This is a genomic window from Cytobacillus sp. FSL H8-0458 (genome assembly GCF_038002165.1).
GTDB lineage: Bacteria > Bacillota > Bacilli > Bacillales > Cytobacillaceae > Cytobacillus.
The window spans coordinates 2,298,836-2,324,017 of record NZ_JBBOBR010000001.1; the positions used below are offsets into that span (position 1 = coordinate 2,298,836).

24 protein-coding genes and 1 riboswitch are annotated in these 25,182 nt (G+C 40.7%); of the genes, 4 read left to right on the forward strand and 20 right to left on the reverse strand.

Translation table 11 applies throughout. The annotated features are described in order from the left end of the window. Positions 1 to 183: 183 nt before the first annotated feature. The 11 genes from NYE23_RS11145 to NYE23_RS11195 all read right to left on the reverse strand — a co-directional run bounded on the left by NYE23_RS11145 (position 184) and on the right by NYE23_RS11195 (position 12,209). The gene (locus NYE23_RS11145; protein WP_341077857.1) at positions 184 to 984 is read right to left on the reverse strand and encodes an SDR family NAD(P)-dependent oxidoreductase; all 801 of its coding nucleotides are present in this window, start codon (positions 982 to 984) and stop codon (positions 184 to 186) included. Positions 985 to 1,096: 112 nt separating this feature from the next. Further along, positions 1,097 to 1,927: a carbohydrate ABC transporter permease gene (locus NYE23_RS11150; protein WP_341077859.1), complete on the reverse strand. Its 831-nt coding sequence runs from the start codon at positions 1,925 to 1,927 to the stop codon at positions 1,097 to 1,099. After that, positions 1,924 to 2,838 carry a carbohydrate ABC transporter permease gene (locus NYE23_RS11155; RefSeq protein WP_341077860.1) on the reverse strand — a complete coding sequence of 305 codons (915 nt, stop codon included), beginning with the start codon at positions 2,836 to 2,838 and terminating at the stop codon, positions 1,924 to 1,926. Before NYE23_RS11155 ends, NYE23_RS11150 begins: the two co-directional genes overlap by 4 nt. 110 nt (positions 2,839 to 2,948) lie before the next feature. Next, entirely contained in the window at positions 2,949 to 4,298 is a 1,350-nt protein-coding gene (locus tag NYE23_RS11160) for an ABC transporter substrate-binding protein (RefSeq protein WP_341077861.1), read from the reverse strand. A gap of 78 nt (positions 4,299 to 4,376) precedes the next feature. Continuing rightward, complete coding sequence (gene xylB / locus NYE23_RS11165; RefSeq protein WP_341077864.1) at positions 4,377 to 5,891, reverse strand: xylulokinase; 1,515 nt, start codon at positions 5,889 to 5,891, stop codon at positions 4,377 to 4,379. Continuing rightward, a complete protein-coding gene (locus tag NYE23_RS11170) occupies positions 5,888 to 6,925 on the reverse strand; it encodes a zinc-dependent alcohol dehydrogenase (RefSeq protein ID WP_341077866.1) in 1,038 nt (345 codons plus the stop codon). The genes xylB and NYE23_RS11170 overlap by 4 nt, the downstream gene beginning before the upstream one ends. Before the next feature lie 37 nt (positions 6,926 to 6,962). Continuing rightward, positions 6,963 to 8,405 (reverse strand): FAD-binding oxidoreductase, encoded by a 1,443-nt coding sequence (locus NYE23_RS11175; protein WP_341077868.1) that lies wholly within the window; start codon positions 8,403 to 8,405, stop codon positions 6,963 to 6,965. Between the two features lie 91 nt (positions 8,406 to 8,496). Next, positions 8,497 to 9,222, reverse strand: coding sequence for a GntR family transcriptional regulator (locus tag NYE23_RS11180; RefSeq protein WP_341080697.1), 726 nt, complete (start codon positions 9,220 to 9,222; stop codon positions 8,497 to 8,499). 54 nt (positions 9,223 to 9,276) lie between these two features. Beyond that, positions 9,277 to 10,020 carry an SDR family NAD(P)-dependent oxidoreductase gene (locus tag NYE23_RS11185; protein WP_341077871.1) on the reverse strand — a complete coding sequence of 248 codons (744 nt, stop codon included), beginning with the start codon at positions 10,018 to 10,020 and terminating at the stop codon, positions 9,277 to 9,279. Between the two features lie 239 nt (positions 10,021 to 10,259). Further along, the gene (locus tag NYE23_RS11190; protein WP_341077875.1) at positions 10,260 to 11,414 is read right to left on the reverse strand and encodes an iron-containing alcohol dehydrogenase; all 1,155 of its coding nucleotides are present in this window, start codon (positions 11,412 to 11,414) and stop codon (positions 10,260 to 10,262) included. A gap of 264 nt (positions 11,415 to 11,678) precedes the next feature. Further along, positions 11,679 to 12,209 (reverse strand): cell wall hydrolase, encoded by a 531-nt coding sequence (locus NYE23_RS11195; RefSeq protein ID WP_341077878.1) that lies wholly within the window; start codon positions 12,207 to 12,209, stop codon positions 11,679 to 11,681. A gap of 218 nt (positions 12,210 to 12,427) precedes the next feature. On the opposite strand from NYE23_RS11195, the gene NYE23_RS11200 reads away from it, so the two are divergent. Continuing rightward, complete coding sequence (locus NYE23_RS11200) at positions 12,428 to 12,931, forward strand: GNAT family N-acetyltransferase (RefSeq protein ID WP_341077879.1); 504 nt, start codon at positions 12,428 to 12,430, stop codon at positions 12,929 to 12,931. Between the two features lie 81 nt (positions 12,932 to 13,012). Here NYE23_RS11200 and add read toward each other — a convergent pair whose 3' ends face one another. The 7 genes from add to NYE23_RS11235 all read right to left on the reverse strand — a co-directional run bounded on the left by add (position 13,013) and on the right by NYE23_RS11235 (position 19,321). Further along, positions 13,013 to 14,014 (reverse strand): adenosine deaminase, encoded by a 1,002-nt coding sequence (gene add, locus NYE23_RS11205; protein ID WP_341077880.1) that lies wholly within the window; start codon positions 14,012 to 14,014, stop codon positions 13,013 to 13,015. A gap of 55 nt (positions 14,015 to 14,069) precedes the next feature. After that, positions 14,070 to 14,169: riboswitch (purine riboswitch) on the reverse strand. 45 nt (positions 14,170 to 14,214) lie between these two features. After that, on the reverse strand, positions 14,215 to 15,087 hold the full coding sequence (nadR, locus tag NYE23_RS11210) for a multifunctional transcriptional regulator/nicotinamide-nucleotide adenylyltransferase/ribosylnicotinamide kinase NadR (RefSeq protein ID WP_341077881.1): 873 nt from the start codon (positions 15,085 to 15,087) through the stop codon (positions 14,215 to 14,217). A gap of 1 nt (position 15,088) precedes the next feature. Then, positions 15,089 to 15,235, reverse strand: a complete 147-nt coding sequence (locus tag NYE23_RS11215; RefSeq protein WP_341077882.1) for an adenylyltransferase/cytidyltransferase family protein — start codon at positions 15,233 to 15,235, stop codon at positions 15,089 to 15,091. Then, the gene (gene pnuC / locus NYE23_RS11220; RefSeq protein WP_341077883.1) at positions 15,236 to 15,931 is read right to left on the reverse strand and encodes a nicotinamide riboside transporter PnuC; all 696 of its coding nucleotides are present in this window, start codon (positions 15,929 to 15,931) and stop codon (positions 15,236 to 15,238) included. A gap of 31 nt (positions 15,932 to 15,962) precedes the next feature. Next, the gene (locus NYE23_RS11225) at positions 15,963 to 16,727 is read right to left on the reverse strand and encodes an NUDIX hydrolase (RefSeq protein ID WP_341077885.1); all 765 of its coding nucleotides are present in this window, start codon (positions 16,725 to 16,727) and stop codon (positions 15,963 to 15,965) included. Between the two features lie 223 nt (positions 16,728 to 16,950). Beyond that, entirely contained in the window at positions 16,951 to 17,925 is a 975-nt protein-coding gene (locus NYE23_RS11230) for a bile acid:sodium symporter family protein (protein WP_341077887.1), read from the reverse strand. 4 nt (positions 17,926 to 17,929) lie between these two features. Beyond that, a complete protein-coding gene (locus NYE23_RS11235) occupies positions 17,930 to 19,321 on the reverse strand; it encodes an FAD-binding oxidoreductase (RefSeq protein ID WP_341077889.1) in 1,392 nt (463 codons plus the stop codon). Positions 19,322 to 19,521: 200 nt separating this feature from the next. Between NYE23_RS11235 and NYE23_RS11240 the strand changes: the two genes are divergently transcribed. Continuing rightward, positions 19,522 to 20,217: a FadR/GntR family transcriptional regulator gene (locus NYE23_RS11240; protein ID WP_341077890.1), complete on the forward strand. Its 696-nt coding sequence runs from the start codon at positions 19,522 to 19,524 to the stop codon at positions 20,215 to 20,217. Between the two features lie 21 nt (positions 20,218 to 20,238). Here the strand turns inward: NYE23_RS11240 and NYE23_RS11245 are convergent, their stop codons facing one another. Then, positions 20,239 to 22,293 (reverse strand): DUF4179 domain-containing protein, encoded by a 2,055-nt coding sequence (locus NYE23_RS11245; RefSeq protein WP_341077892.1) that lies wholly within the window; start codon positions 22,291 to 22,293, stop codon positions 20,239 to 20,241. 324 nt (positions 22,294 to 22,617) lie between these two features. Between NYE23_RS11245 and NYE23_RS11255 the strand changes: the two genes are divergently transcribed. Together NYE23_RS11255 and NYE23_RS11260 are read left to right on the forward strand one after the other, a co-directional pair. Then, the gene (locus NYE23_RS11255) at positions 22,618 to 23,151 is read left to right on the forward strand and encodes a DUF6143 family protein (RefSeq protein WP_341077894.1); all 534 of its coding nucleotides are present in this window, start codon (positions 22,618 to 22,620) and stop codon (positions 23,149 to 23,151) included. After that, positions 23,148 to 23,732, forward strand: a complete 585-nt coding sequence (locus NYE23_RS11260) for a DUF6143 family protein (RefSeq protein ID WP_341077895.1) — start codon at positions 23,148 to 23,150, stop codon at positions 23,730 to 23,732. The genes NYE23_RS11255 and NYE23_RS11260 overlap by 4 nt, the downstream gene beginning before the upstream one ends. Before the next feature lie 154 nt (positions 23,733 to 23,886). Here NYE23_RS11260 and NYE23_RS11265 read toward each other — a convergent pair whose 3' ends face one another. After that, positions 23,887 to 25,077, reverse strand: a complete 1,191-nt coding sequence (locus NYE23_RS11265; protein WP_341077896.1) for an ABC transporter substrate-binding protein — start codon at positions 25,075 to 25,077, stop codon at positions 23,887 to 23,889. Positions 25,078 to 25,182 lie beyond the last annotated feature (105 nt).

Consider the following 25,182-nt stretch of genomic DNA (forward strand, 5'->3'; position numbering starts at 1 on the left):
TATGTTGAATTCTCAATAGGCATCTTTTGCCTAATAATCTCGAGGATTAAATTCTTAACCTCTTCCTCTCAAATAGTTGCTTTAATATAAGAACTGCATCCTCTGTAATATCCCTAATTGACAAGCTACATATAAAAAACCAGATTTGGAAACAGGAATTAATCATATGGTAACAGGACCTCCTTACTTATTAGATACATGCAGCCCTGGTTTAAACAAGTTCGTTAATCCAGTATCAATAAATAGCTCCTGCCCACTGATTCCTTGTGCCAGTGTACTGGCTAGAAAGAGACAGCTGAAGGCTATTTCTTCGGTTTGAATAAACCTTTTTTGCGGAACATGTCCCAAAATAAGCTCCTCCGCCTCTTCATAAGGAATATCATGAATCTCGGCAATCCCTTGAACAAGCTTCTCCTTCATTGCTGTGTCAGCCCATCCGGGACATAGAGCATTAACGGTTATACCATCCTTGGCCAATTCCAGCGCCCACACCTTTGTCAAATTAGAAACAGCTGCCTTCGTAGAGGAATAAAGGCTGTAAGTCTCCAATCCAACTTTTGCAGTCATGGAAGAAAGATTAATGATCCGCCCTCTCCCTGACACCTTCAATTTCCTCAAAAGATTTTTTGTCACCAGCATTGTGCCCCGGACATTAATATCATAGATCCGATTCCAGCCTTCCACACAAATATTCTCAAGCTTTGATTTACTAATAATGCCTGCATTGTTGATCAGAACATCGACCGTTCCCCACGTGTTCCCCACCGCATTTAAGATTGCACTTTCTTCAGTAACATCCAATTCGAGATACTGAAAACTAGAAGGGTATTCTGCCAACAATTGCTTCACTGCATCCGTTTGTTGAATATCCCAATTACTCACGTTCGCTCCTTTTTGTAAAAATGCCTGACAAATAGCTAACCCGATTCCACTGCTTCCGCCTGTAACAACAACGTTTCGCTCTTTAACATCCAATTCAAACATAGCCGTTCATCTCCCAACTGCCACGGTGACGCTCTTCCGGCCTAGGGCCAGGTAACCGTCCGCATTGTGTTCATTGTTATGCAAAAAAACCCTGTAGAGCCGTCTCCCTGGTTTAACCCTTCACTGCTCCCGCAGTCAGCCCTTTAATAAAGTATCTAGTAACGAAGGAAAATAGGATGACCATTGGAACAATAATCATCGCTGCACCAGCGAGCAATTCTCCGCGCTGAAGGGATGTCGATTCTTTAATTCCCGCTAACCCGATAGGAATCGTTTTATTCACTTCCGAAGAAACCATCATAAGCCCAAACGTATAGTCCGTAAAGGATACTATGAACGAAAAGACCCCTACACTGATAACCCCAGGAATAAGCAAAGGCAAAATCACTCGATACAATGCCTGAAACCGGCTTGCTCCATCCATCCAGGCACTTTCCTCCAGCTCAAAAGGGATCGTCTTGAAAAAGCTATTAAGCATCCACACTCCAAACGGCAACGTCATCGCAATATGGGAAATCGTTAACCCAAATAACGAATCCTCAATACCAAAGGAAATGAACATTCCTAAAAGTGGAATCGCTAATAACATCGGCGGCAGCATGTAGCCAATTAACATACCATTTAACAGTAAATTTTTTCCACGAAACTGAAAACGAGTCAGCACGTAGGCAATGAGACTTGAAAAAATAACAGTAACAACCGTCGTAGCTACCGCTACAATGAAACTATTCTTGTAATATAATGGGAAATTCGTCTCGTTCCATATATTAATGAAGAAGGTTAAATCAAATGATGTAGGCAATAAGGAGGTACTATCTTCAAAAAAGCCTTTGACCCCGCGTAATGGTGAGATCGTAATCCAATAGATCGGAAAAAAAGAATAGAGAAATACAAAAGCTGCCAGGATATAGATTGTGGCCTGAGACCTTATGCTCCTTTTCATAGGCTGCCGTCTCCTTTAATAGAGATTCCTTGACTTGACACTTGCTCCATCTTCGCCGCCGCTTTCCTTTTTTTCAAACGCTTTTTCTCTGGTGAATAGTTAGTAATTTTTAAGTAAACATACATAATAACCATCATGAAAAAAGCGGAAGTGACTGCCACTGTCGCTCCATAGCCCACTTCATTAAGCTTGAACGTATTTAAATAAATATAGATTGGCAATGTTTCTGTTTTTTCAAGCGGACCGCCGCCCGTTAACAACCACACCAAGTCAAATTTATTAAACATCCAAAGTCCGCGAAGAAGAACAATCGTAATTAACAAGTCTTTCATCATAGGAATCGTAATTCTCCAAAATTGCTGCCAGCTGTTGGCCCCGTCCAGTGTCGCACTCTCATACAAATCATGCGATATCGTCTGTAAGCCTGAAAGGAAAACAAGAGTGACAAAGGGAGTCCATGTCCATACAGATAAAAGGATGGAAGTGAACATGGCAAGATCCATAGATAAGAAATTAATATTACCTAACCCCAGGGATGCCAATGCTTTGTTGATAATTCCAAAGTTCGTATCAAGAATCCATTCCCAGCCCATAGTGACGACAATGACTGGAATGATATAAGGGACAACAGAAACCCCTCTGACAAAATCCCTTCCCTTAAATTGCTGATTAAGGATTAAGGCAATTACAATACCAAAAATAATTTGCAAAAATATCGAACCAAGTGCATAGACTAATGTTTGCCATAAATCCCGCCAAAACCTTGTATCCTGCAAGAGATTCAGATAATTCTCCAAACCGACAAACGTTGGGAGTCCCACAAAGCTGGAGGCTTCGTAAAGACTATAGCTGATGGCAAAGCCTGTAGGAATAATAATCACGAATGTGAATATTAGTAGACCGGGTATCAAAAAAAGGAGTACCAGGGTAATATCTCGTTTGGAAAGCTTCCTTTCGATCTTAATCGCCTCCTATTCGTAGAGGAGCCAGGCAGATCTCTAGAATCTGCCTGACTTAAACTCTATTTCTCTCCAACTATCTTTCTTATCTCATCTGCAATTTCTTCCACAGCCTTTTCAGGGCCCTCGTTATTTAACGTGACTTTTTGGAATAACTTTGGAATTAAGAATGCTTCAAATACTTTACCTGGACGTGCATCCGTTTCAGGTCCATCTGAGTCGATGGAGTGCAATTCTGCATTTTTCAAAATTTCATATTGCGGCTCCACACCCGTTTCCCAATATTTCGTAATAATTGGGTCGGAACGCCATTCTTCACTGTTATAAATAGACTCTTGAGCCGGGAAGTAATGAACCCCATCGGTATGCAAGAAATCATTCAGCTTTTCTTTATAGAACCATTCCACAAAATTCTTTGTTTCATCTGTATGATCGGTCTTCAACACTGCCATGGAATCATAGCCTAGAGAAGCCGCTACACTGTTACCATCCTTCATTGGGATCCCAAACACTTGAAATTTATCTGCTAGGCTTGGATTTTTAGTTTCCAAAATATCAACTAATCTTCCAGAGTAAAAGGTCATGCCTACCTGTTCAGAAATAAAGGCTTCTGTCATCTCGGCATAGGAAGCGCTTGTCGCCTCTGCCGGCATGTACGGGTGAAGTTCCTTCAAAAGGTTAAGAGATTCAACCACCTTTGGCTTCATATCATCTGAATCAAGAATGACCTTCCAATTGTCATCAAAAATTCGGACGTTATTGGCCCACAATAAGCTGCTAGTAATCCAGTTTGTCGCCCCATCAGAGGATAATGGCATAATCAAACCATATTTATTATTCTCTTTATCCGTTAATGCTTTCGCGACGTTAACAAATTCATCCCATGTTTTTGGAACGGATAATCCCTTTTCCTTTAACCAGTCTGTTCGAACGTATCCATACGCTAAGTTATAATCATATGGAATCCAGTACGTTTTCCCTTTAATTGGAAACAAGATATGCCCGTTGTAGAAGTCTTCCTTACCGCCAAGGTTTTCAATGATATCGTCCACTTCAGCTAACTTTCCTTGTTCCTCTAGAATAGATATATGTCCAATAAAACCGGTCAAAAACGCACTATATTGGGCTGAAGTTCCGTAGCTGGCATTTATTTTTGTAAAAATATCTGCTAGTGGAACTGCTTCTACTTCCACTTTGACTCCAAATTGCTTCCCGTACTCTTCTCCTGCTTTTTGCAGAACTTCCATTGTTTCTGGTCCTGTTTCTACAGAAGCAATCCGAATAATGGTGTCACCTTCCTTCTTTGTTTCCTCTTTTGTTTCCGTTGGCTTCGCCGAGCTGCCTAAACACCCTGAAAGGATCCCCGCTACTAAACTACTTACTAAGAATAATAGAAACCATTTTTTTCTCATCAATTTTCCACTCCCTTTATATAGAATGCCTTAGGAAAGGCTAACTCCTAATTTTACAACTTCTATCCCGATAAATAGCTAGGAACTAAATTGTGAGAGTCTGTGTGACAATTCATATGTCCGTAAATGTAATTCTTGGTAGATGGAAAATAACTCCTCATAACCCCCTATATTTTTCTCGTTAGGCGCCAGGCTATATATTACACTTTCAGTAGCCTGAGCTGCTTCTTTCAAACCAGCAAACCAGCCAATTCCTGTGGCTGCAACCAAGGCGGCTCCAAAGGAAGCATCACTGCTGGCCGGAACCTCTAATTCCACGTTTAAGATATCTGCGATAATCTGCACCCATTCCCTACCTTTACTTCCTCCCCCAATAATCCGTATTTTTTTCAAGTTTTTATTAGGAAATTGCAAACTGCAATCCTTCAGAGAAAAACCAACTCCCTCCAAGACAGCTCTTGCAAAATGGCTTCTGGAATGGCGGGCTGTACAGCCAAAAAAGCTTCCTCTTAAGTATGGATCCCAATGCGGAGAACGCTCGCCATTTAAGTAAGGGTGGAAAATTAACCCCTCTGACCCCGGCGTGATTAATTTAACCTGTTTCATAATCTCAGGATAAATCGATGGAGTCTTCATGATCTCCTCAAACTCTTGAAAAAAGCTTTCTTTAAACCAGCGGAAAGAAGCGGCAGCGAAATTGGTCGCGCTATTTTGGTAGAATAAATTATCGACAAGATGATGATAGGTAGTTAGTTTTTCATTCTTGGTAACCGTATCAGTAACCAGACAAAAGTTTCCGGCTGTTGCCAGCTTGACAACACCATCACCATCCTTGATGGTGCCGCAACCATAAACTTCAGCAGCGGTATCCGCCGTGCCGACAATGATTCTTGTCTTTTCCGAAAGTCCAAGCAATTTAGCGATATCAGACGAAATGGTTCCACATTCATCCGTCGGCGATAAAACCGATGGGAATACGCTTTCATTTAGGTCAACTAGTGAAAGTAAAAAATCAGACCATTCCTGTTTTTGAATATCATATAAAAGCGTACCTTCCGCCTCGATATAATCTGTAGCCATCTGGCTAGAAAAACGGTAACGGACATAATCCTTCATAAAGAGGATTTTGTCGATCTTTCCATACTGGTAAGGCTCATACTGTTTCAGCCATAATAGATGGCTGAGTGTCCAGGTCGGATTTGGTGCATTATAAGTAAGTTCAAATATTTTCTTTCCATATAGCTCTCTCAGTTGTTGCGACTGTTCCCCGGAACGCTGGTCATTCCACATAATGGCCGGACGGATTACCTGACGATCCTTATCAAGTAAAACCGCCACATGATGTGGGGCAGTAAAGCTAAGCGCCTTAATATTCTTCCTTCCATACGGGCCTAATTTCTCCGTTGCTTTGGATATCGCCTCAAAGGCAGCCTTGATCCACGTTTCAGGTTCCTGCTCCACCCACTTAGGATGGGGATAAAGAGAGGGATATGGGACATAAGCTTCTGAAAAAATGGTTCCATCAGACTTAAGACAGGTGACCTTACATCCGCCTGATCCATGGTCAATTCCTAAAACGTATTGTTCACTCATACCTTCTCATCCTCATCTGAAATTGAAATGAGAATCTTGATAACATTCTCGCCGTTGTCAATCGCTTCAAACCCTTGCTGAATTGCCCCATCTAGCGGAACTACCTTGCTAATGAGGCTGCTCAGATCCAGCCCTCCGGACGAAAGCAATTCAATGGCTTGATCATAATCTTCTTTCATATAGACCCTTGTTCCGACAAGCTGCAATTCTTTTGCGATAATGCGATACACATCAAAATCGGCATTCTTCTTAGGAAGACCGGTTATCACAACGATCCCCTTTGTGCGGGCGGCTTCAATACAGGCAACCATCCCATTGTTGGTACCAGTTGCTTCGATGGAAACATCCACACCCCGGCCATGGGTTATTTCATTAATTTGTTCAAAGAAATTCTCCTCTGTTGGGTTCAACACTTCAAACCCCAATTGATTGGCAACCTGAATTCGATACGGACTAATTTCTGAGATGAGTACTTTTGCCCCTCTTTGTTGGGCGGTCAGTGCGGTAATAATTCCAATTGGACCGCCGCCAACCACTAATACCGTTTGGCCGGCTGCTATTTTTCCTTTTTCCACGGCATGGACACACACCGCAAGCGGTTCGATTAAGGCTCCGTCCTGCATCGAAATGGTATCTCCCAGCCGGTAAACCTTTGACTCCGGAACTTTAATATATTCGGCAAATGCCCCATCGCTATCAATGCCAATTAGGTTAAAAGCAATCGTGCAAAGGTTATAATCTCCTCTTTGGCAGCTGTCGCATTCGCCGCAGGAGGTAATCGGCTCAACCGTTACTCTGTCCCCTTTTTGATAGCTGGAAGAAGCTCCAGCTTCGTAAACAGTTCCTGAAAATTCATGGCCTAAAATAACAGAAGGCTTTGTCCGTTTGGTCATCCCGCCGTGATAGGCAAGCATATCGGTCCCGCAAATCCCTGCATAGTTTACTTTAATAAGCACTTCCCCCGGCCCGATTTCAGGTATGCTTCGTTCTTTAACGGCTAATTCATTGGGGCCAACATAGCATAAGGCTTTCATAACTCCACTCCTTCTACTAAACTATTAATCAACTAGTTTACCAAATGCCAAATCCTAACTTCCCTGGGTTCATGATTCCTTTAGGGTCGATGCCTTTTTTAATATTTAATAAAACATCAAACATATCTCCATAAAGCTCCGGCATGAGATATCCAAGCTTAAAGCCTATTCCATGATGCTCATTTAATAGTGCTCCATTTTCTAGATTGACCCGTGAACAATCCGCCCAAATTTGGTTATGCAACCGGAATAATTCCCTAGAGTCTTCTGGAGGCTTGGCAATATAAAATCGGTCATAAATCATCGTTCCCCATGGATACCAATGAGAAAAATGGGCCATATATTCTGCGTTATATTCCTTATACTTTTCCTCCACCAGCTGTTTTTTCTCATCGTAAAGCTTGTGGATTTTGTCATAGGTCGTGATGGTTTCTACTGTTCCATATAAAAGCGGATATGACGGCTGAAGCGGTGGGCGGTAGAAATCATAACGGGTATTCCACCAGTATAATCCCGGCTCTTCCCCTAAATCAGTCCCTCCATTTTCGAGGCAGATTTCTAACACCTTATTCATCTGTTCATTAGCGATGCCTTTAAATCCATCCACCATGAGTACCATATTGACACCGTCTACATCCAATCCGGTTCCCTTCAACGATTTTTGTGTGGATCCTGGATCATACAGCCTGATGACAGCAGGGTTTAATCGGTTGATCATGATTTGCCGTCCTGCTTCAATTCCATCGTGAATTTCATTAAATTTAATCATCCGGAATAAACGTGCTTCCGGTAATGGATCCAAGCGGATGCGTATCTTGGTAATCACCCCTAGTGTCCCTTCTGAACCCACAAATAGCTGCAGTAAGCCCGGGCCGGAGGCATGATTGGGAACAGGCAGGGTTTCAACTATTTTTCCATCTGGCAGGACAACTTCCACAGATAGAACCATGTCCTCCGCTTTACCATATTTAGTGGACATAACCCCAGAACCTCTTGCGGCAAGATACCCTCCCAATGTAGCCATATCCACCGAGGATGGGTAATGGGCAAGCATGAATCCATGTTTATTAAGTTTATTTTCTAAGACACGTCCATTGATTCCTGGCTGGGCCGTTAAAACTAACGACTCTTCGTCAATGTTGATAATTTTGTCCATCCGAGTAACGTCAAGCACGATTCCTCCATACATAGTGGCTGCGCCGCCCTGGGTTCCTGATCCTCCACCTCTTGGGACAACCGGCACCTTATAGGTGTTACAGATTCTCATCACCCTTGAGACTTCTTCGGTCGTTTCCGGCCTTATAATATAGTAAGGCATCGGCAGTTCTTCATTCTTTTGTTTCCACATATAGGTCAGCCAATATTGGTCGATTGCCAAATCCTTTTGGGCATCATTCACCACGTCTAACACATTTTCCGGACCTACTGCATCCTCAAGCTCTGACCGGAACATCTCCTGAGCATACCCTTTTAAGTTCAAAATAATTTCCCCTTTCTATTTACCTTTTTGTATTGGTTCGACGGATTTACCGGTACTTTCTCGAAAATATGATTCTATAATCAAGACTGGATTATTCACTGGAAAGATTGATTGTATAGGAGAATTTATCTCCTCGAAAATAGGAGTGTAAAAGTTCAACTGGATTTCCATCATGAAGGTAGGAAATTCTTTCAAAAGAAAAGTAGGGAATACTATCTGATATACCCAACGTGACTGCTACCTGGTCATTCATGACAGCTTCCATATGTTGTTCGGCTTTTTTAATGGGCTTGTTGATATTTTCTAAGTAGGAGTAAAACGATTGATGTTCTAGATCAACTGAGGCTAAATCTGGAACCAGATATTCAGGTATGACTAACTCTTGAAACCCATAAGGAATATCATCAATATACCTGATCCGCTTGATGGAGAAGACTCTGTTTATTTTCCGGATGGCTAACTTTTGGCACTCTTTATCGGTTGGGGGTCTTTTTTGGAATTCCAATAGTTTTGATCTGGGATGAAGGCCAATTTCGAGCATATCCTGATGAAACCCAGTAATTTTATTTAGGCTGCGTTTTAATTTAACATTTCCAACAAACGCTCCTTTTCCTTGAACGCGGTAAACTAACCCATCATTCACTAACTCGGTTACAGCATTTCTGGCTGTCATACGTGAGACACCATACTTGACTACAATTTCATCCTCGGTTGGAATTTTTTCATCCTGTTTATAATGGCCGCTGACGATTTGGCTTCGAATGTCCTGTGATATTTGAATATAAATTGGCATTTGAGTTTTAGCAAAGGTTTTCATTTTTTCCACATCGTAAACCCTTTCATTTTGGTTATTGTAAGGCGTTATTACTTCTTACTGAGCAGTAAATCCTCCATCCACCATTAAATTTGCTCCACAAACAAAAGAAGAATCATCACTTGCTAAAAATAAAATTGCTTTGGCTATCTCCTCCGGTTGACCTAAGCGGGCAATTGGATGTAATCGGATAAGTTCCTCTATCGCTTCAGGAGATTTGTTTCGAATTAAGTCGGTATCAATGTAACCTGGACAAACGGCATTAACACGTATTCCTTTACTTGCATACGTTACTCCCAAGGTTCTAGTTAAATTGGCCACCCCGCCTTTTGAAGCGGAATAGGAAGTGACCTCATTCCTGCCAATATGGCCAAGCATGGATGCTGTATTTACAATGACACCGTATCCTTGAATCAGCATTTTTTCGATGGCATATTTATTTGTTAAAAATACACCGGTCAAATTGACATCAATGGTGCGATTCCAGGTTTCGAGAGAAAGATTATGTATAGGTATGGTTTCTGCAATACCGGCATTTGCAATCATAATATCAAGCTTTCCAAAAGTATCTAATGCTGCTTTAACTAGACCCTTAACAGACTCTTCCTTGGTGACATCCACTTTTACAAACACAGCTTTATGTCCTTTAGCAGTAAGTTCATCCGCAGCAATTTGACCTTTTTCAACATCAAGATCCCCAACAACGACAATAGCTCCTTCTTCAGCGAATAGTTGGCAAACTGATTTTCCTATTCCTTTGGCCCCGCCTGTTACGATGGCAACCCTTCCTAATAACTTCATTCGTCCCTCCACCTTTAGTTATTGTATATACAACTATACATATAATAATACCATAATTCTGAAAATTCAACCTTTTTTTTCTAAAAAATCTGAATTATTTAATTAAAGCCTTTAATAATGAAAATCAGTCAAATTAGCAGTAAAAAGCCGGCTTCATTAGGAAACCGGCCACTTTTTAATAAGTTATTTACTGGTGGTTAATCGAATAAAATTGAAACCTCGGGTGGTGTTAGGCACTGTTACCATGCCATTTTATAAATTTTATAAATATCCTCTTTTTGCAATAACATCGGACTGCGGGCTAACAGACGCTTTTGCTTAATAGCATCATTTGTTAATTCATCAAGTGCCTCCTCAGGGATGTTAAAGCTCCTTAGTGCCTGAGGTATATTTACATCCTTTACCAAGCGTTCGAGCTCCTCTATACATTTGAGAGATGCCTCAACTTGGGATAATTTCATAGAACTAAAACCCATTGCCTCGTATATATCCTTCATTCGCTTTTCACAGCTCTTTCGAATATAGCCCATGACATATGGGAGTAATACCGCATTTGCATTCCCATGGGCAATATGGAATAGACCGCCTAGCGGATAAGCTAAAGCATGAACACCCGCCACTCCTGCATTGAAAAATGCCATACCTGCCAAATAACTCCCATAGCTCATATCGGTGCGGGCCTGCCTATCTTCACCGTTCTCCACTGCCGTACGAATCGATCGGCTTATTAGCCTGATAGCTTGTAGCGCCAGCGCATCCGAAACGGGACTTGCGCTTTTAGAAACATAAGCTTCAATCGCATGAGTAAGTGCATCAACCCCTGTAGCTGCCGTGATCTTTGCTGGCAAAGACACCGTTAAAGCAGGGTCGACAATCGAAACATCCGGCAGTAAATAATCATGAGTTACAACATCTTTCGTAGTCTCAAGAGATAACACAGAAATATTCGTCACCTCTGATCCGGTTCCTGAAGTTGTAGGAATTAAGATTTTGGGGAGACCTTTTTTCTTTATTTTTTTTGTTCCTGTTAGGTTTAAATAATCCTCCACCTTGCCCTCGTTTCCAGCCAATACACCTACCAGTTTCGTCAAATCCAGCGCACTGCCGCCGCCAAAACCGATAACCAAATCAAATCGCTTATCACGAGTATAGGAAACTAGTTTTTCTCCAACGGAAAGAGGAGGCTCAGGAACAATATCCGTATAAATTTCAGGAGAATAACCTGCATTAATTAGAGGGGCAACCACTTCATTTGTCAAGCCAATATTGTGTATTAACGGATCCGTAATGATAAGAATCTTATTGACCTTTAGGCTATTCACTTGGTCGACAAGGTGAGATAGCGAATCCCATCCAGTAAAGCTAACCCGAGGAAAAGTAATTTTTTCAGACATATCAACCGCTCCCTTCATGTTTTGTTCTCCTGGTTTAGAACACAAAAAGGCCCCATTATCCCCTATTTACATATTCAAAAACAACACAAAAATGTGTGAATTAATAAATAACTTACAATAGATGGAGCATACCAGTGAATTTCATCTTAACGAATTTATAAAAGAATGTTTCTAAAGAAAATTTCGCCATCTCTATTTAATTTCCTTCTGCATCACCTTTTTTCCCAACAAAAAAGCGCGCCAGCTTTTATGCTGGACGCGCCTTTATATAGCAAATGCATGGTTGCCGATTTTTTTCACAACTTCACGTGAAAAAATCCACTGGCTTGTAGCTGTGTCAGGGTTATAAAAATAAAGAAGCTCTTCATTTTGCTCCTTATCAACAAGAGCTGTCTCAACGGCCTGAACTGCTTCATTACTTGCCGGTTCATTGATGGAACCATTTTGAACAGGTTCAAAAGCATTCTTCTGATAAATAACATCTTTGACAGTATCCGGGAATTGTTCATGCTCGACACGATTCAGAACCACGTCAGCAACCGCTACTTTTCCTTCAAACGGCTCCCCTTTTGCTTCAGCTTGTACAAGACGTGCAAGCAGCTTTTTTTCTTCCTCTTTGATAAAGCGATGATCTGTTGATGATGACTCTTTCACGTCAACCTCAACATGTTTATATGTTAATGTTTCTGCAGCTTTCTGATCCACTGTCTCAGCATCGAAATGATCAGCAGGAAACACACTATATGAACCCATAATGAGTGAAATGGCAGCAACATATGTTACTAAATTTTTCATTTGTAAACCTCCTGTTTGTAGTTTTTAGGCAAAACAGGCCACTTACAAGGCTAACAGGTTTACAAGGATAACTCATTAGTGAATCAATGGGAGAATTACCAGTCAAGAAATATGAAAATTCAATTTGCTCCATTATTATTTTAAGATGTATATTTGTTATAGCCATGCTTTAAAAAATAAGGTTAATAGCCTGGAAATTGATTGAGGTGTAAAAATAATTGAAAGTACTTGAAACTGACAGATTAATTCTTCGCTGGTTAACAACAGATGATGCAGCATTCATTCTCGAACTTTTAAATGAACCTGCATGGATTCGTTATATTGGCGATAAAGGGGTACGTACGCTTGAGGATGCTAAGAATTATATTGTGACCGGACCAATGAAAATGTATTCTCAGTTTGGCTTTGGCCTTTTTCTCGTTGAGCGAAAAGAAGGAAGCTCTCCTATTGGCATGTGCGGATTGATAAAACGAGATACTTTAGACAACGTTGATATTGGTTTTGCTTTTTTATCCAGATATCAAACGCAAGGTTATGGGTTCGAGTCAGCTTCTGCTACATTGAAATATGGTCATGAGCAGCTGGATCTGAAACGGATCCTTGCCATCACATCCTTGGAAAATCATGCTTCCTCCAGACTACTTGAAAAAATTGGTATGAAATATGAAGGGACGATTATTTTGGATAAGGAAGAGCTTAAATTGTTTGCATCCGAAAAATAAGTTCTTAGAGTATTTTTTCTATTCTTTAAAAAGGTGTCTCCCCCACATTATTAAACCGGGGCAGACACCTTCTTTACAAACTTAAATATCCATTAAATATTCCATCAGTTTTTCCTTTGTCCCTTCATCTGCAAAGGAAGCTTCCACACTATTTGTGTATATTTGTTTATAATCCTCAGCACTCATAGCGAATTCTTTCGAAACTATATCACATTCCTTTGTCATTGTTGTATCTGATACCGTTCTGTTGTCCGTATTAACAGTTACTTTTATTCCATCCCGATGGAAGTCAGAAATGGGGTGTTCGCTAAATTGGTTTACCGCTTTTGTTTGGATATTGCTGGTTGGGCACATTTCAAGCACTACCTGTTTTTCCTTTACAAGCTTATATGCCTCTTCACAGTCTTTAATGAATACACCGTGTCCGATTCTTTCAGCTCCCAGCCATTCAACGGCCTCCAGCACATTTTTACCGATTCCCGTTTCCCCGGCGTGAATGGTGACTCTGTAGCCATATTCTCTGGCCAGCGCAATTGGTTCAATGAATTTTTCGCAGAAGCCTTCCCCCTCGGAAGCACATAAATCAATGGCGACAACCCCTCTTCCAAGGAATTCCTTTCCCTTTTCGACGACCTCAAATGCACTTTCCACACTCATCGTTCTCATGCATGACAAAATGATATTTCCTATAATATCAAATTCTTCTTCTGCTTCTCTCACCCCTTCAATCACACTTTGGATGATTTCTTCTACGGATAATCCCTTTCGAGTATGAAGCAGAGGGGCAAAGCGGACCTCCATGTATTTCACATTTTCCTTTGCTGCACCTTCAAAAAGCTCATAGGATATTCTTTTTAAATTTTCTTTTGACTGCATGACTAAGTTAGGGATGGAGAATCTGTTTAAATATTCATCCAGGGATTCGCAATCCAATGGGGCAATTAGTTCTTCTTTGATTTTTTCTTTATCAAAAGAAGGCAGGCTGATGCCTTCTCTCTTTGCGATATCAATGATGGTTTCTGGTCTAACACTCCCGTCCAAATGACAGTGAAGTTCAATTTTAGGCATAATAGTAAAATTCATAGCTGGACCTCCTAGATTTTTTGGCAAAAAAAAATTCCTGATTACGAAGAAAATACATCACATGTATCTTCTTCGTAATCAGGAATTATAGGTTCCTGGTAGAGACCTCCAAACCATATTATTGGAGTTATACGAATGAAAGTATTTCATTAGGTTTTTTAAAAGGATAAATAATATTATCTTTTTTGTCAATCACTTACTCAATTTTTTAACAGCTCTTCAATATGCCCTATAGCCCGCTGAAGCCGATTCTTGTAATCGCCGCTCAGGATTTTATAATCAATATTATGCTTTCTCAGCAGTTTTTTTAAAGCCTCGTTGTTTTGAAGTCTTATCTCATTCTCTCCATGAACCCGAAGTCCATCATCCACCCATTTTACATCCGGCTCAAGGTATAGCCAGAGATCATAATCCTGAAGCTTTGCAATTTCATCCAGTACTGCTTGATGTTCATGGTTGTAAAGGTTGGAATAGAATTGAGTCACGTTTACCTCCGTATCAATAAAAACAACTCTGTTCGCTTTTTCAATCGCCTTGATTTCTTCAAGCTTATGGCCATAGGCAATTTTGTGGTAATCTTCCTGAACCATAATCCCATCGCAGCCGCCTAATTCTTCACATACGGTTCGTCCATATTCCTCCACATAGGAAGTGTTGTAGATTTTAGCAAGATTTCTAGCCAGGGTAGATTTACCGCAGCTCTCGGTTCCTACCACAACAACCTTTTTAACGAAATAAGGTTTAACAAAGTCAGGGATGTACTCCCAATGATGAAAAACACCTTCATTCCGGATTGCTGTTGCCGAAATATTCACATGTCCCCGATTGGGATCAATCAATTCGTGTTTGGCTTCTGGATATAGTTCATTAAAAATATCGTTATATTCATATTCTGAACTAAATACATAATCAATGCTCTTTCCAATTGCTTCTTTTATATCCCTAGCACCTTCAGCCCAATTGTAATTCTCATTTCCTTGATCGTCTTTAATTGAAATGACCTTTACATGCGGCATATCTTTTATTAATTGACTGAGCCAGCGCAAACGGATATGCGGCGGAATATAAGCCATTTTAGATTGGTCGCACAATTGCCTGTCGCAGTTCGCTATGGGACAGCACAACGTACAGCTCGTCAACGATGGATGTGGCCTGAACTATGGCATAGACATGGCCAAGATGCAGAGGAAGAAACTTGCCTCCAATAAACCCGACTGTCATTTAAACCCCCTCCTTATTCTGTTTCACATATAGCTTCCGCCAGTTGATATAACCATAAATACTGTTGACCAGGAAAGCCGTCCACATGACTAACATCGAAAAGTCATTGCCGCCCTGTGTGATGAGAGCACCCGCCCAAAGGATAATGGATAACACATTAACGGAAATCCACAGGAGCCATTGCTCTGCAAATCTTTTCAGCATCAGGATTTGTGCAGTTATTGAAAGAACGTTTGTAGCTGAGTCCGTCCAGACAAAATTGCCCTCTAAATATCTAAGGAAAAACCCATATCCAATTGTAAGGACGGCGATAGATACTAATGTATAGATCCAGCCTGTTTTAGTCAGGCTTTTAACTTTCACATCTTCCCCTTTGACATCCCGATTTGTTTTATGCTGCTTCCACAGATAAATTCCGATAAATTGCACCGGAAAATAAAACAGGGCATTGAGCATGGCTTCTCCATAAAGACCATAACCGTAAGCAATATAAGCATAAGTTAAGGTCTGAACGATGCCAAAGTAATAGTTTGCAATTTTCCCCTTCGCCACCAGCACCACACATAACATCCCGCTTATGGATGAAATCAGGCCAAGCAGTGAATCAGACCAGGCAAAGAAAAGATAAATGTTGACCAATGTAAATGTTATTAGCCATATTATTTCAAACCGTGTCCAGTTCTTAAAAATCCTCATGTGAATCTCTCCCCTTCTATAATTTGGATTATCACCCTTGCAGCTTATTTCTATATACGGACACAATCGGCTGGAAGTCATTAAATCGATAAAGCTGAGCCGGCGTCTTGGAATAACGGCTTGATTTCTTAGGCTTTCCGTTTTCCGATACCGCTTTAATAAAGGGAAGTGTCGGTGCTTTTCTGAAAAAGGCAGCATCAGTCGAGATTGAAGGATCATCCAACACGGTTAATAAGACCCCCTGCAGTTCAGAAAGCACAAATTCATCAGGAAGAAAATGCTTGGCCAGTGTTGTCAGCGCCATATCTTTTTTAATAAACCAAAGTGCATCATCGATAATAGTCCCATGATCAAATGCAAGATCAAGTTCAAGTGCCGCTTCAAGCGTAAACAGCCCAATTTCAGAAGCATCATAAGTCTTTTTCCGGCTCCATAATGCCCCTTCATTTGCGATAACATAATGTGCATTAGAAATAATCCATCCCCGTTGATCACGGCCAGGAGTATCATAAACACCAAAATGCTTTATTTTCAGCCCTTCCACTCCGGTTTCCTCTGCTAACCTGCGCTCTGCAGCCTGAAATGCTGTCTCTTCGGGACGGACAAACCCACCAGGCAGCCCCCACTTCCCTGCTTCCATATTTGGATTTCCTTCATGGTCCAACTCACTTCTTTTAATCAGCATGATTTTCAGCTCTTTTTTGGGAGGTTTATACTCTCCAACTTGTTCAGATGTGATTGTAAAAACCGCAATATCACTTGTATATCCGTCTGGTGTAATAAATTGATTCTTCAAATTCGGTTCACCTCTTTTTTAATTAACAATTTGTTAATTATTAATTAAAATATATTCCATTTTTTGCTGTTAGTCAAGATCGTTTTTCATTCATATGCAAAAATAAGCTGCCCATTTAATTGAGCAGCTTAAAAAGCGAGATGTTGTGTATGAAAGAAAAAGGTGCTCTTCCCCCACAGTCATGAGCGGAAACACTGAAGGGAAAAAACACCTATATTCCTATTTACAACTTCACTTCAACAGGACGAACTGACTTATCCTCTTCTCTTTGAACAGCAGGTTTCTTTGACCAATAAGTTGCCAGAATCGGCCCTGAAATGTTATGCCAGGCAGCAGCCAGCACGCTTGGAAGAGCCGCCAGTGGACCAAAGTGTGCAGTCGCAAGTGCAACACCTAAACCAGAGTTCTGCATGCCAACTTCAATAGCAATCGCTCTTCGGTTTACTTCATCCTGACCCAGCACTTTTCCTGCAAAGTAGCCAAGCAGGAGTCCGAATCCATTGTGGAGCATGACGGCTGTAAAGATTAGAAGCCCTGATGCAGCAATGGTTGCTGAATTGCCTGAAACGACTGCAGCCACAATGGAAATAATCGCCGCTACCGAAATAAGCGGTAAAACAGTTAAGCTCTTTTCAACAGCGACAGGGAAAAATTTCTTGATAGCCAATCCGAGAACAATCGGTAAGATGATGACCTGGACAATAGACATAAACATGGCAACAGCATCAACCGGCATCCACTGGCCAGCAAGCAGCAGGAGCAGCAGAGGTGTCATGATTGGCGCCAATAAAGTTGAAACGGAAGTCATGGCGATGGACAATGGTACATTTCCCTTGGCCAGATACACCATAACGTTAGAGGCAGTTCCCCCAGGTACACATCCGAGCAATACCAGGCCTGCTGCTAATTCTGCCGGCAAATTCAACAGTTTTGCAATGACGAAAGCGACAAGCGGCATTATAATGAACTGTGCACAAACACCGATTAACACAGGCAGAGGTTTAGTAAAGATGATTTTAAAATCGACTGCCTTCAGTGTAAGCCCCATTCCAAACATGACGACACCGAGAAGGATGGTGATATAGCCTCCCAACCCTAAAAAGGGGTCTGGAAACATAAAAGCAATAACCGATGTTAAAATAACCCACACCGCAAAATACTTTCCTGCAATGGTACTGACCGCTTCTAATACCTTCATATCATCACGCTCCTTCTTTTGTCTTTAAGATTTTATTTGGATTAAAAAGGTTATCCGGATCCAGGGCATGTTTGATTTTTTCCATAACCTGAAGCGCCTGACCATGTTCTTTTTGCTGATATTTCTGCTTGCCAACCCCTACACCATGCTCACCCGTGCAGGTACCGCCCCGCTCCAGAGCATAGAGAACAATTTGTTCATTGAACTTTTCTGCCTTTGCCACCTCTTCGGGATTACTCATATCAATCATCAGGAGTGTATGGTAATTTCCGTCCCCCACATGTCCGACGATTCCCCCAGGAAGTCCGAGTGAATCGACAGCTTCCCTTGCATGACTGATAGCGCCAGAAAGTTCTGAAATCGGCAGACAGACATCAGTAACCATCATTTTCTTTCCGGGATAGCCATGGATATAGGCATAAGCAAGGTTATGCCTGGCCTCCCACAAGCGATTTCTTGCTGCATTATCGGTTTCAAATTCAATATCGAGACAGTGATGGTCTTCGACTATTTCTCTTGTGAAGGCGACATCCTGCTTCAAACCGGCTTCATTGCCGTGAAACTCTAAAAAGAGTGTTGGACTATCGGTATAGTTCGTTTCACTGAACAGGTTCACCTGCTTCATGGATGGTTCATCGACAAGCTCAACCCTGGCAATCGGAACGCCTGCCTGTAAAATGGAAACAACCGCTTCAACCGCATCGTTTAATGAAGGAAAAGAAGCTCTTGCCGCCATCACATGCTCCGGAATTCCATAAACTCTTAATGTCAGTTCCGTAAAGCAGCCAAGCGTCCCCTCAGAACCAACGAATAAACCATTCAAATGGTATCCTGATGAGGATTTAGCAGCTAAATTGCCTGTATGTATGATCGACCCATCAGCCAGAACCACTTCAAGATCACGTACCTGATCACGCATGACTCCATATTTAACCGATGTTGTTCCGCTGGCATTCGTTGCCGCCATTCCGCCAAGCGTAGCATCCGCTCCAGGATCAACAGAGAAGAACAGTCCATACTTTTTCAATTCCTTGTTGAGCTGAGTGCGAGTCACGCCAGGCTGTACACGGACAATAAAATCATGTTCACGCACTTCGAGGATTTTATTCATCAATGAAAAATCAATTGTAATTCCATGTTCGTATGGTATCACATGCCCCTCAAGACTGGATCCCAGCCCAAAAGGAACAATTGGAACTTTATATTCGTTTGCCAGCTTCACAATTTCACTGACCTGCTGTGCCGTTTCCGGAAAAACAACCAGGTCAGGAAGACTCTCCGTATGGTATGATTCATCCCTGCCATGCAATTCTCTTACGGTCTGATTTTCAGTTACTTGCTGCTCAGAAAGAACCTCTTTTAAAGCATGCAGGAGGTTCATACTCGCTGTTTCCATCCTAAACTCCTTCTTTCTTTTCCGGTAAATTTGGTCAAACCAATGTTATAATTGGTCCAACAAGTTAGATTAATTATACTAACTTATCAGAAAAATTCAATTATTAATTTTATTATTTTTAAGATATTGATTAATAGATTTAAGGTCTGTTACATTTAGGAAAGTAAGAGAGGCCTATTTTTGAAAAGAGGTTAAGGGGAATGGCGGAGAAAAAAAAGACCTATCTGGTTTTAGCAGATAAATTGATAGAATGCTATTTGGGAGGAAATCTTAAACCAGGTGAACGGCTGCCTTCAGAAAGGGAATTGGCAGGCCAATTCAACGTCAGCCGCACAACCATCAGAGAGGCCCTCAGAACCCTGGAATTGAACGGACTTATCAATATCCGCCAAGGGGGCGGCAGCTACGTTAAAGTCTCTGATATCCATTCAAGAAAAGAAGAAATCATCACAGCTGTCAAAGCAGAAAATCAGCTAGTTTATGAAATGCTTGAGCTCAGGCGTGCACTGGAGGTCGAATCCTCCTTCCTTGCTGCCAAAAGAGCCACTTCTGCAGACCTGGAGAAGCTGCGAATAGCATTAAATCAAATGGCTCTGGCCAAACCAGACCCGGAGTTAGGGTTAAAAGCTGACCTTGACTTTCACATTGGAATTGCGGAAGCCACCCATAATTCGATTTTTATTGAATTGATACATACCCTCAAGGGACATATGGAAGATACCATTAGAGCTACACAGAATCATCGCTTTAAGGATCCGTCCCGTTATGAGGATACCATGGAAGAACATAAGGAAATTTATCTGGCTATTGCTTCTGGAAATGGAGATAAAGCAAAGGAATTGATGGAGTCGCATATTACGAAAGTCAGGGCGGAACTGGTGGAGTCGATGATTTAATTAATAAGAAGCAGGCACCCTTCAGGCACCTGCTTCATCTTTTACGATCAGCTCAGTATCTAACTTTACTTCATCATCTAAATATTTCGTAGTGCTATACCCATAAATTTCCAGTGATTTAGGTGTTATTTTCTTGCCATGTATCTTTGTACTTTGAACAGTAAAGAAGTGACGGGGCTGTTCCATTACTTCGTATATTTTTGGCGTAATCTTTTTCATATCGTATTCTTTTCCATTTTTATCAACAATAATTCCTTCATGATCCATCTCCATTGAGAAATCATCACCTTCTTCAGTCACTATATTGTAATGAAGTGATTCATACGCCCGATTCTTAATGTCGTGATTGCTGAAAATAACAGTAGCATGCTGACCCATTTCCACCTTATCTATTGAGATGGTACTTCCTGCATATTCAAAGGTTTGCGGAAATTCATCGGCAGCATCAAGGGCTATTGTTTTATTGGCTTGGACTGACAAATATGCACTGGCGAATCGAACCTTAACCTTACTTGTTTTCTTTTCAAACAGAGGCTCGAAATACGCCTGGAACTTGCTCCATCTTAAATCAGACTGCGCATGAACGTATGAATTTCCATATAGATCAGCTTCCGCAATTTTATTGTTAATTTCCAAATTTTTAAAATTAATCATATCGATCCGGTTCTCCGGCTGTTCATTTTTGAGTCCATATTGCAGAATTGTCCCTGTTGGAGCAAGGATTAGCTTATCAATCAGAACTGCTGCTCCCTCAATTTCAACTTCTTCATCCAATGCATACTCGACAGAGGGTTTTTTTGTTACAGGAATGTCAAATTTCCAATTTCCTTCTTCGGGCACCATATTCACATATGAATCTGAGGAGTTTCGTTTTAATTTCAAAACTTTATTTATATTGAGCTGAATGGTGGCTTTATTTTCTTTCAGCGGCCTCAGAATCATTTTCCCATGATAAATGTTCTTTTCCTTTTTATTAAGGTCTGATTCCATATCTGGCGGAATGTACCTCGGATAGGTATTTGCCACCATTATTTTCATTTCGTCTTCAATAAAAATACCATCATCTATGTTAATCATATATTGATTGTTGTCATTGGTATCTTCTATCTCATAAAAAATAAGAGTTTGAATCTCATCAGCAATCACACTCTTAATCTTTATTTTAACCCCATCGCTTTCCGCTTCGAGCCCGAGGCTTTCACCCAAATCCTCCTGAAGAAACACGCGCAGCTCCTGATTTTCTTCTGTCAATGAGTAAAAGATTTTTGAAAAAATCCCGGTAAAAAAACCTGTGCACATGATTAAGGCGAAGACACTTGCTGAAATTAGTCCAATTCTTTTACGTTTCTTCTTCTTCTGCTTAATGAAATGTTCTCTTTGTGAGATTCGTTCTTTTACGTTTTCCATGAAACCTGCAGGTACACTGAATGTCTCAATGGTTTCAGAGGAACTCAAGATTACTTCCTGCAGAGATGCTAAATCATCCTGGCAGTTATGGCAATGATAGATATGCATTTCAAAATCAATTTTCTTCGGCCGCTCCAGTTTTCTTTCCAGGTAATCCAGATAAAGCTTTTGATATTCATTACAGCCCTGATAATGCTCTCCATTACCCAATCTTACTCTGAGTAATTGGAATCCTGAAAATAAAAGCTCCTTTATCCGTTCAGGTGACACTTGGAGAAGCTGTGCTGTTTCCTCCCTTGAGATCCCTATTATATATGTTAGAACCAGCACTTCTCTTTCCTGCTCTTTTAACTGTTGGATTGCATCAAAAATACTTTCCTCTGAAGCTTTTAAACTTTTATCTATTGAAAGCTCCCGGCAGATAGGTATAAAAATAGATAAAACCCGCATTTCAAAAGATGTGCTTCTTGTAAACTTTGACAGCTCCTTATGCACCTGTAAAATGGCACGATAAAAAAGCTCCTCAATCTTGAGTTGGTTCCCCAGATATGACCAGCCGAGTATATAGAGGGATCGCTGATGCTGATCAAACCATTCAACGATGGATTCTATTTCTTTTACACTTATCGTCACGGGTAAAGCGGGTTTATTTTTTGCTGGAATGATCAAGAACATTCTCCCCTCTATGTGCCTAATTATTTGTATACTTGATTTTATTATAGCGATTAAAGTTATATTATTCACCAAAATTTGGATAAGAAAGTCATATTCCCTGAAACAAATAAAAAAACTCCTTTTGCAGAGTCCTGCAAAGGAGTTTTCCCAATGAAAAGCTATCTATATCCCTCAGCATTGACCGGTTTCTCCGGCTCCTGGACCTCAACCAGGTATCTGAAAGCCTCCGGCTGAGAACCATCCAAATCATGAAAATGAACAACTGCCTATACTGTTTCATATTATATAAACTGAATACGTACAGATAGGAGAAATGGTATGCCAAAAGAAAATAAACAGCCAATTCAAGTGGTGAATATCCCCAGTCCAAGCTTGAATTCAAAGCTTGGGAGATATTTTATAGGAAAAACAGAATTATTGAATTTTGGCGGAGGATATTACGCCTGGGGCGGCATAGTAAACCCCATTAATTCTGGAGTCAATCTATATATCGATCTTTTTACCATTACAAACTTTTCAGCTCAAAATTTTATCAGTGAAATTTGGTTAAATGCGGATACGCCTAAAAATGCAGTTGACTCCTTCAATGTAACTCCAACAAATCAGACTGTTTCACCACCTCCAACACCAAAGGCGGTAATGAAGAATGCTGGTTATTCTACTGAACCCATGACTAAAGGTGTGAATATTTTTGATAGAATTGTTACTCAAAATTCCACCCTTGTAAGTGATTCACACAATGGCTCCATAATTATTGGTCCCGGAGGCTCTTTCTCCATACTTCTAAGACCACCGGGATTTCATTATATCTCAGGGACAATCGTTTTGACCTGGTGGGAGGAAAATAAATGAGTCGTCGGTCGATGCATGAATATGAAACGGCAGATATGGGCCTTGAGTTAAAGGATAAGGAAAAACACCCCAAAGAGGTCACTGTATTGCCAGAAAATGTATATCACTCTTATCTTGGGGAGTACTTTCTGGGTCAAACTGATATCATATCCTTAGGAGATGGATACCATGGATGGGGAGGACTAGTCAACCCGGCGGACTCTAATGTAAATTTATTTTTAAATGCCTATACCATTTCCAACTATTCCAATGAACCATTAACAGCTGAAGCTTGGCTAAGCGGTATACTTCCTGCTGGCGGAAAAACATCACCGTTTCTTGCAGCCGGAAACCAAGCCATTACTCCGCCGCCAAGGCCAAAGGTTGAAATAAAAAATGCAAGCTTCGTATCAGGAAAACCCAGAGGCGGTACTTACGCCTTTGTAAGAAGGGTTGAACCCATAGTCACCCTTACAAAACACGATTTTCAAGGTATGTTTATCATGCCTCCAGGAAGTTCCTTTTCCCTATTCTTATTGTCACCGGGAAAAAGGCAGGTAAATGCAAGAGTCGCCTTTGGCTGGTGGGAAGAAAAAGCATAATCAAAATTTCAGATCACAAAAATATTAAATTTTATTTAATCAGGTTGAGATTTTAAAAAGAGTCTGGAGAAAAAGTAAATATTAACTCCATACAAACGAGACGGCTTTTTGAGAATTAAAAAGCCGACTTTTTATGTCATGTAAAATACCTATGCTATTTCTCATTCCATGGTGGTGCTGGCCATACAACCCTTGTTTCAGCAACAGATAATGGCCATATTATTTTATATTCCTGATTGATAATTTGAGCCAGTAATGCATCAGCTAATATGTTCTGCCCATTTGAATCAAAGCGAACGCCTTTCCAAGGCATAATTAAACGTTTTCCTGGAATGTTGGTACCAAGAAGAGCTTTTTTTATTTCATATCTATTATTACTTCCAGCCCGATTAATTGCATCAGCCAGAACAAAAAATCCTGTAAAGCTGCGTGCATTGGTTTCATTCATATCTTCATTATATTTAGAACGGTATAGGTTATTGACTTCCGTTACAATTGGTTTGACTCTTCCCAAACCCAGTGCCCAGGCAACACGACTAATAATGTATTTACCATCTTCTCCTGCCGCTTTTAGAAATTCAGGAATGGTGTAACCTGCATTTTGGACAACTAGCCCTTCAGGAAACCAATTTAACCTATTAAGATCTTGAACTACTTGTGTTGCATCAGATAGGAATTGGTGACCAAATACAACTTGTGCCTTACTTTTTCGAATCCTATCGAGTTCATCCAATAGCGACGTAACAGGCGGGGTATACATTTCAAGTTCTACAAGCTCGCCTGAGAACTTTCGAATCAGACTTTTTTCAATTGCAGCTGCCTCTAACCCAAAAATAGAATCTTCCGTCAGAATAGCAAAATTTTTGATATCTCTGCCTCTGTTTCTTAGAAAATGAAATAATTCAAAGAAAAGATTCGTATACAAAAGATCATTAGGTGCTGTTCTAAAAAAATACTGATAATCCCTCTCTGTAAGTGAAGGTGCAGATGCTTCCGGGGCTAAAAAAGGAACTTTTTCCGCTTCAGAGATAGCAGAAGCTTGTAAAGTCACACTACTTTGATAAGAACCCATCAGTGCTACTACTTTCTCTTTTACAATTAATCGTTCAGCCTCTTCGCGACCAATTGCCGGAATACCCTGAGAATCTCCATAAATCACCTTGATTTTCTGATTCTCTAATAAGGGAAGGCCATTAGTACGAGCTAACGGTAATGGCAAATCGTATCGATTATTTACTATCTCAACAGCCAAATCAATGGCTTGGCGAATATCTTCCCCAACAGCAGCCAAAGAACCTGTAAATGGATAAACGGCTCCAATTTTTATCTCTTTTCCTTCTCCCATAGTTCTACCTCCCTATCTTTAAACTTTTAAAGAAGACGTCACTATTTACTTTATATTCAATAAATGATTCCCTATGATTCATACATTTAAGAAAAAAACTCCTGT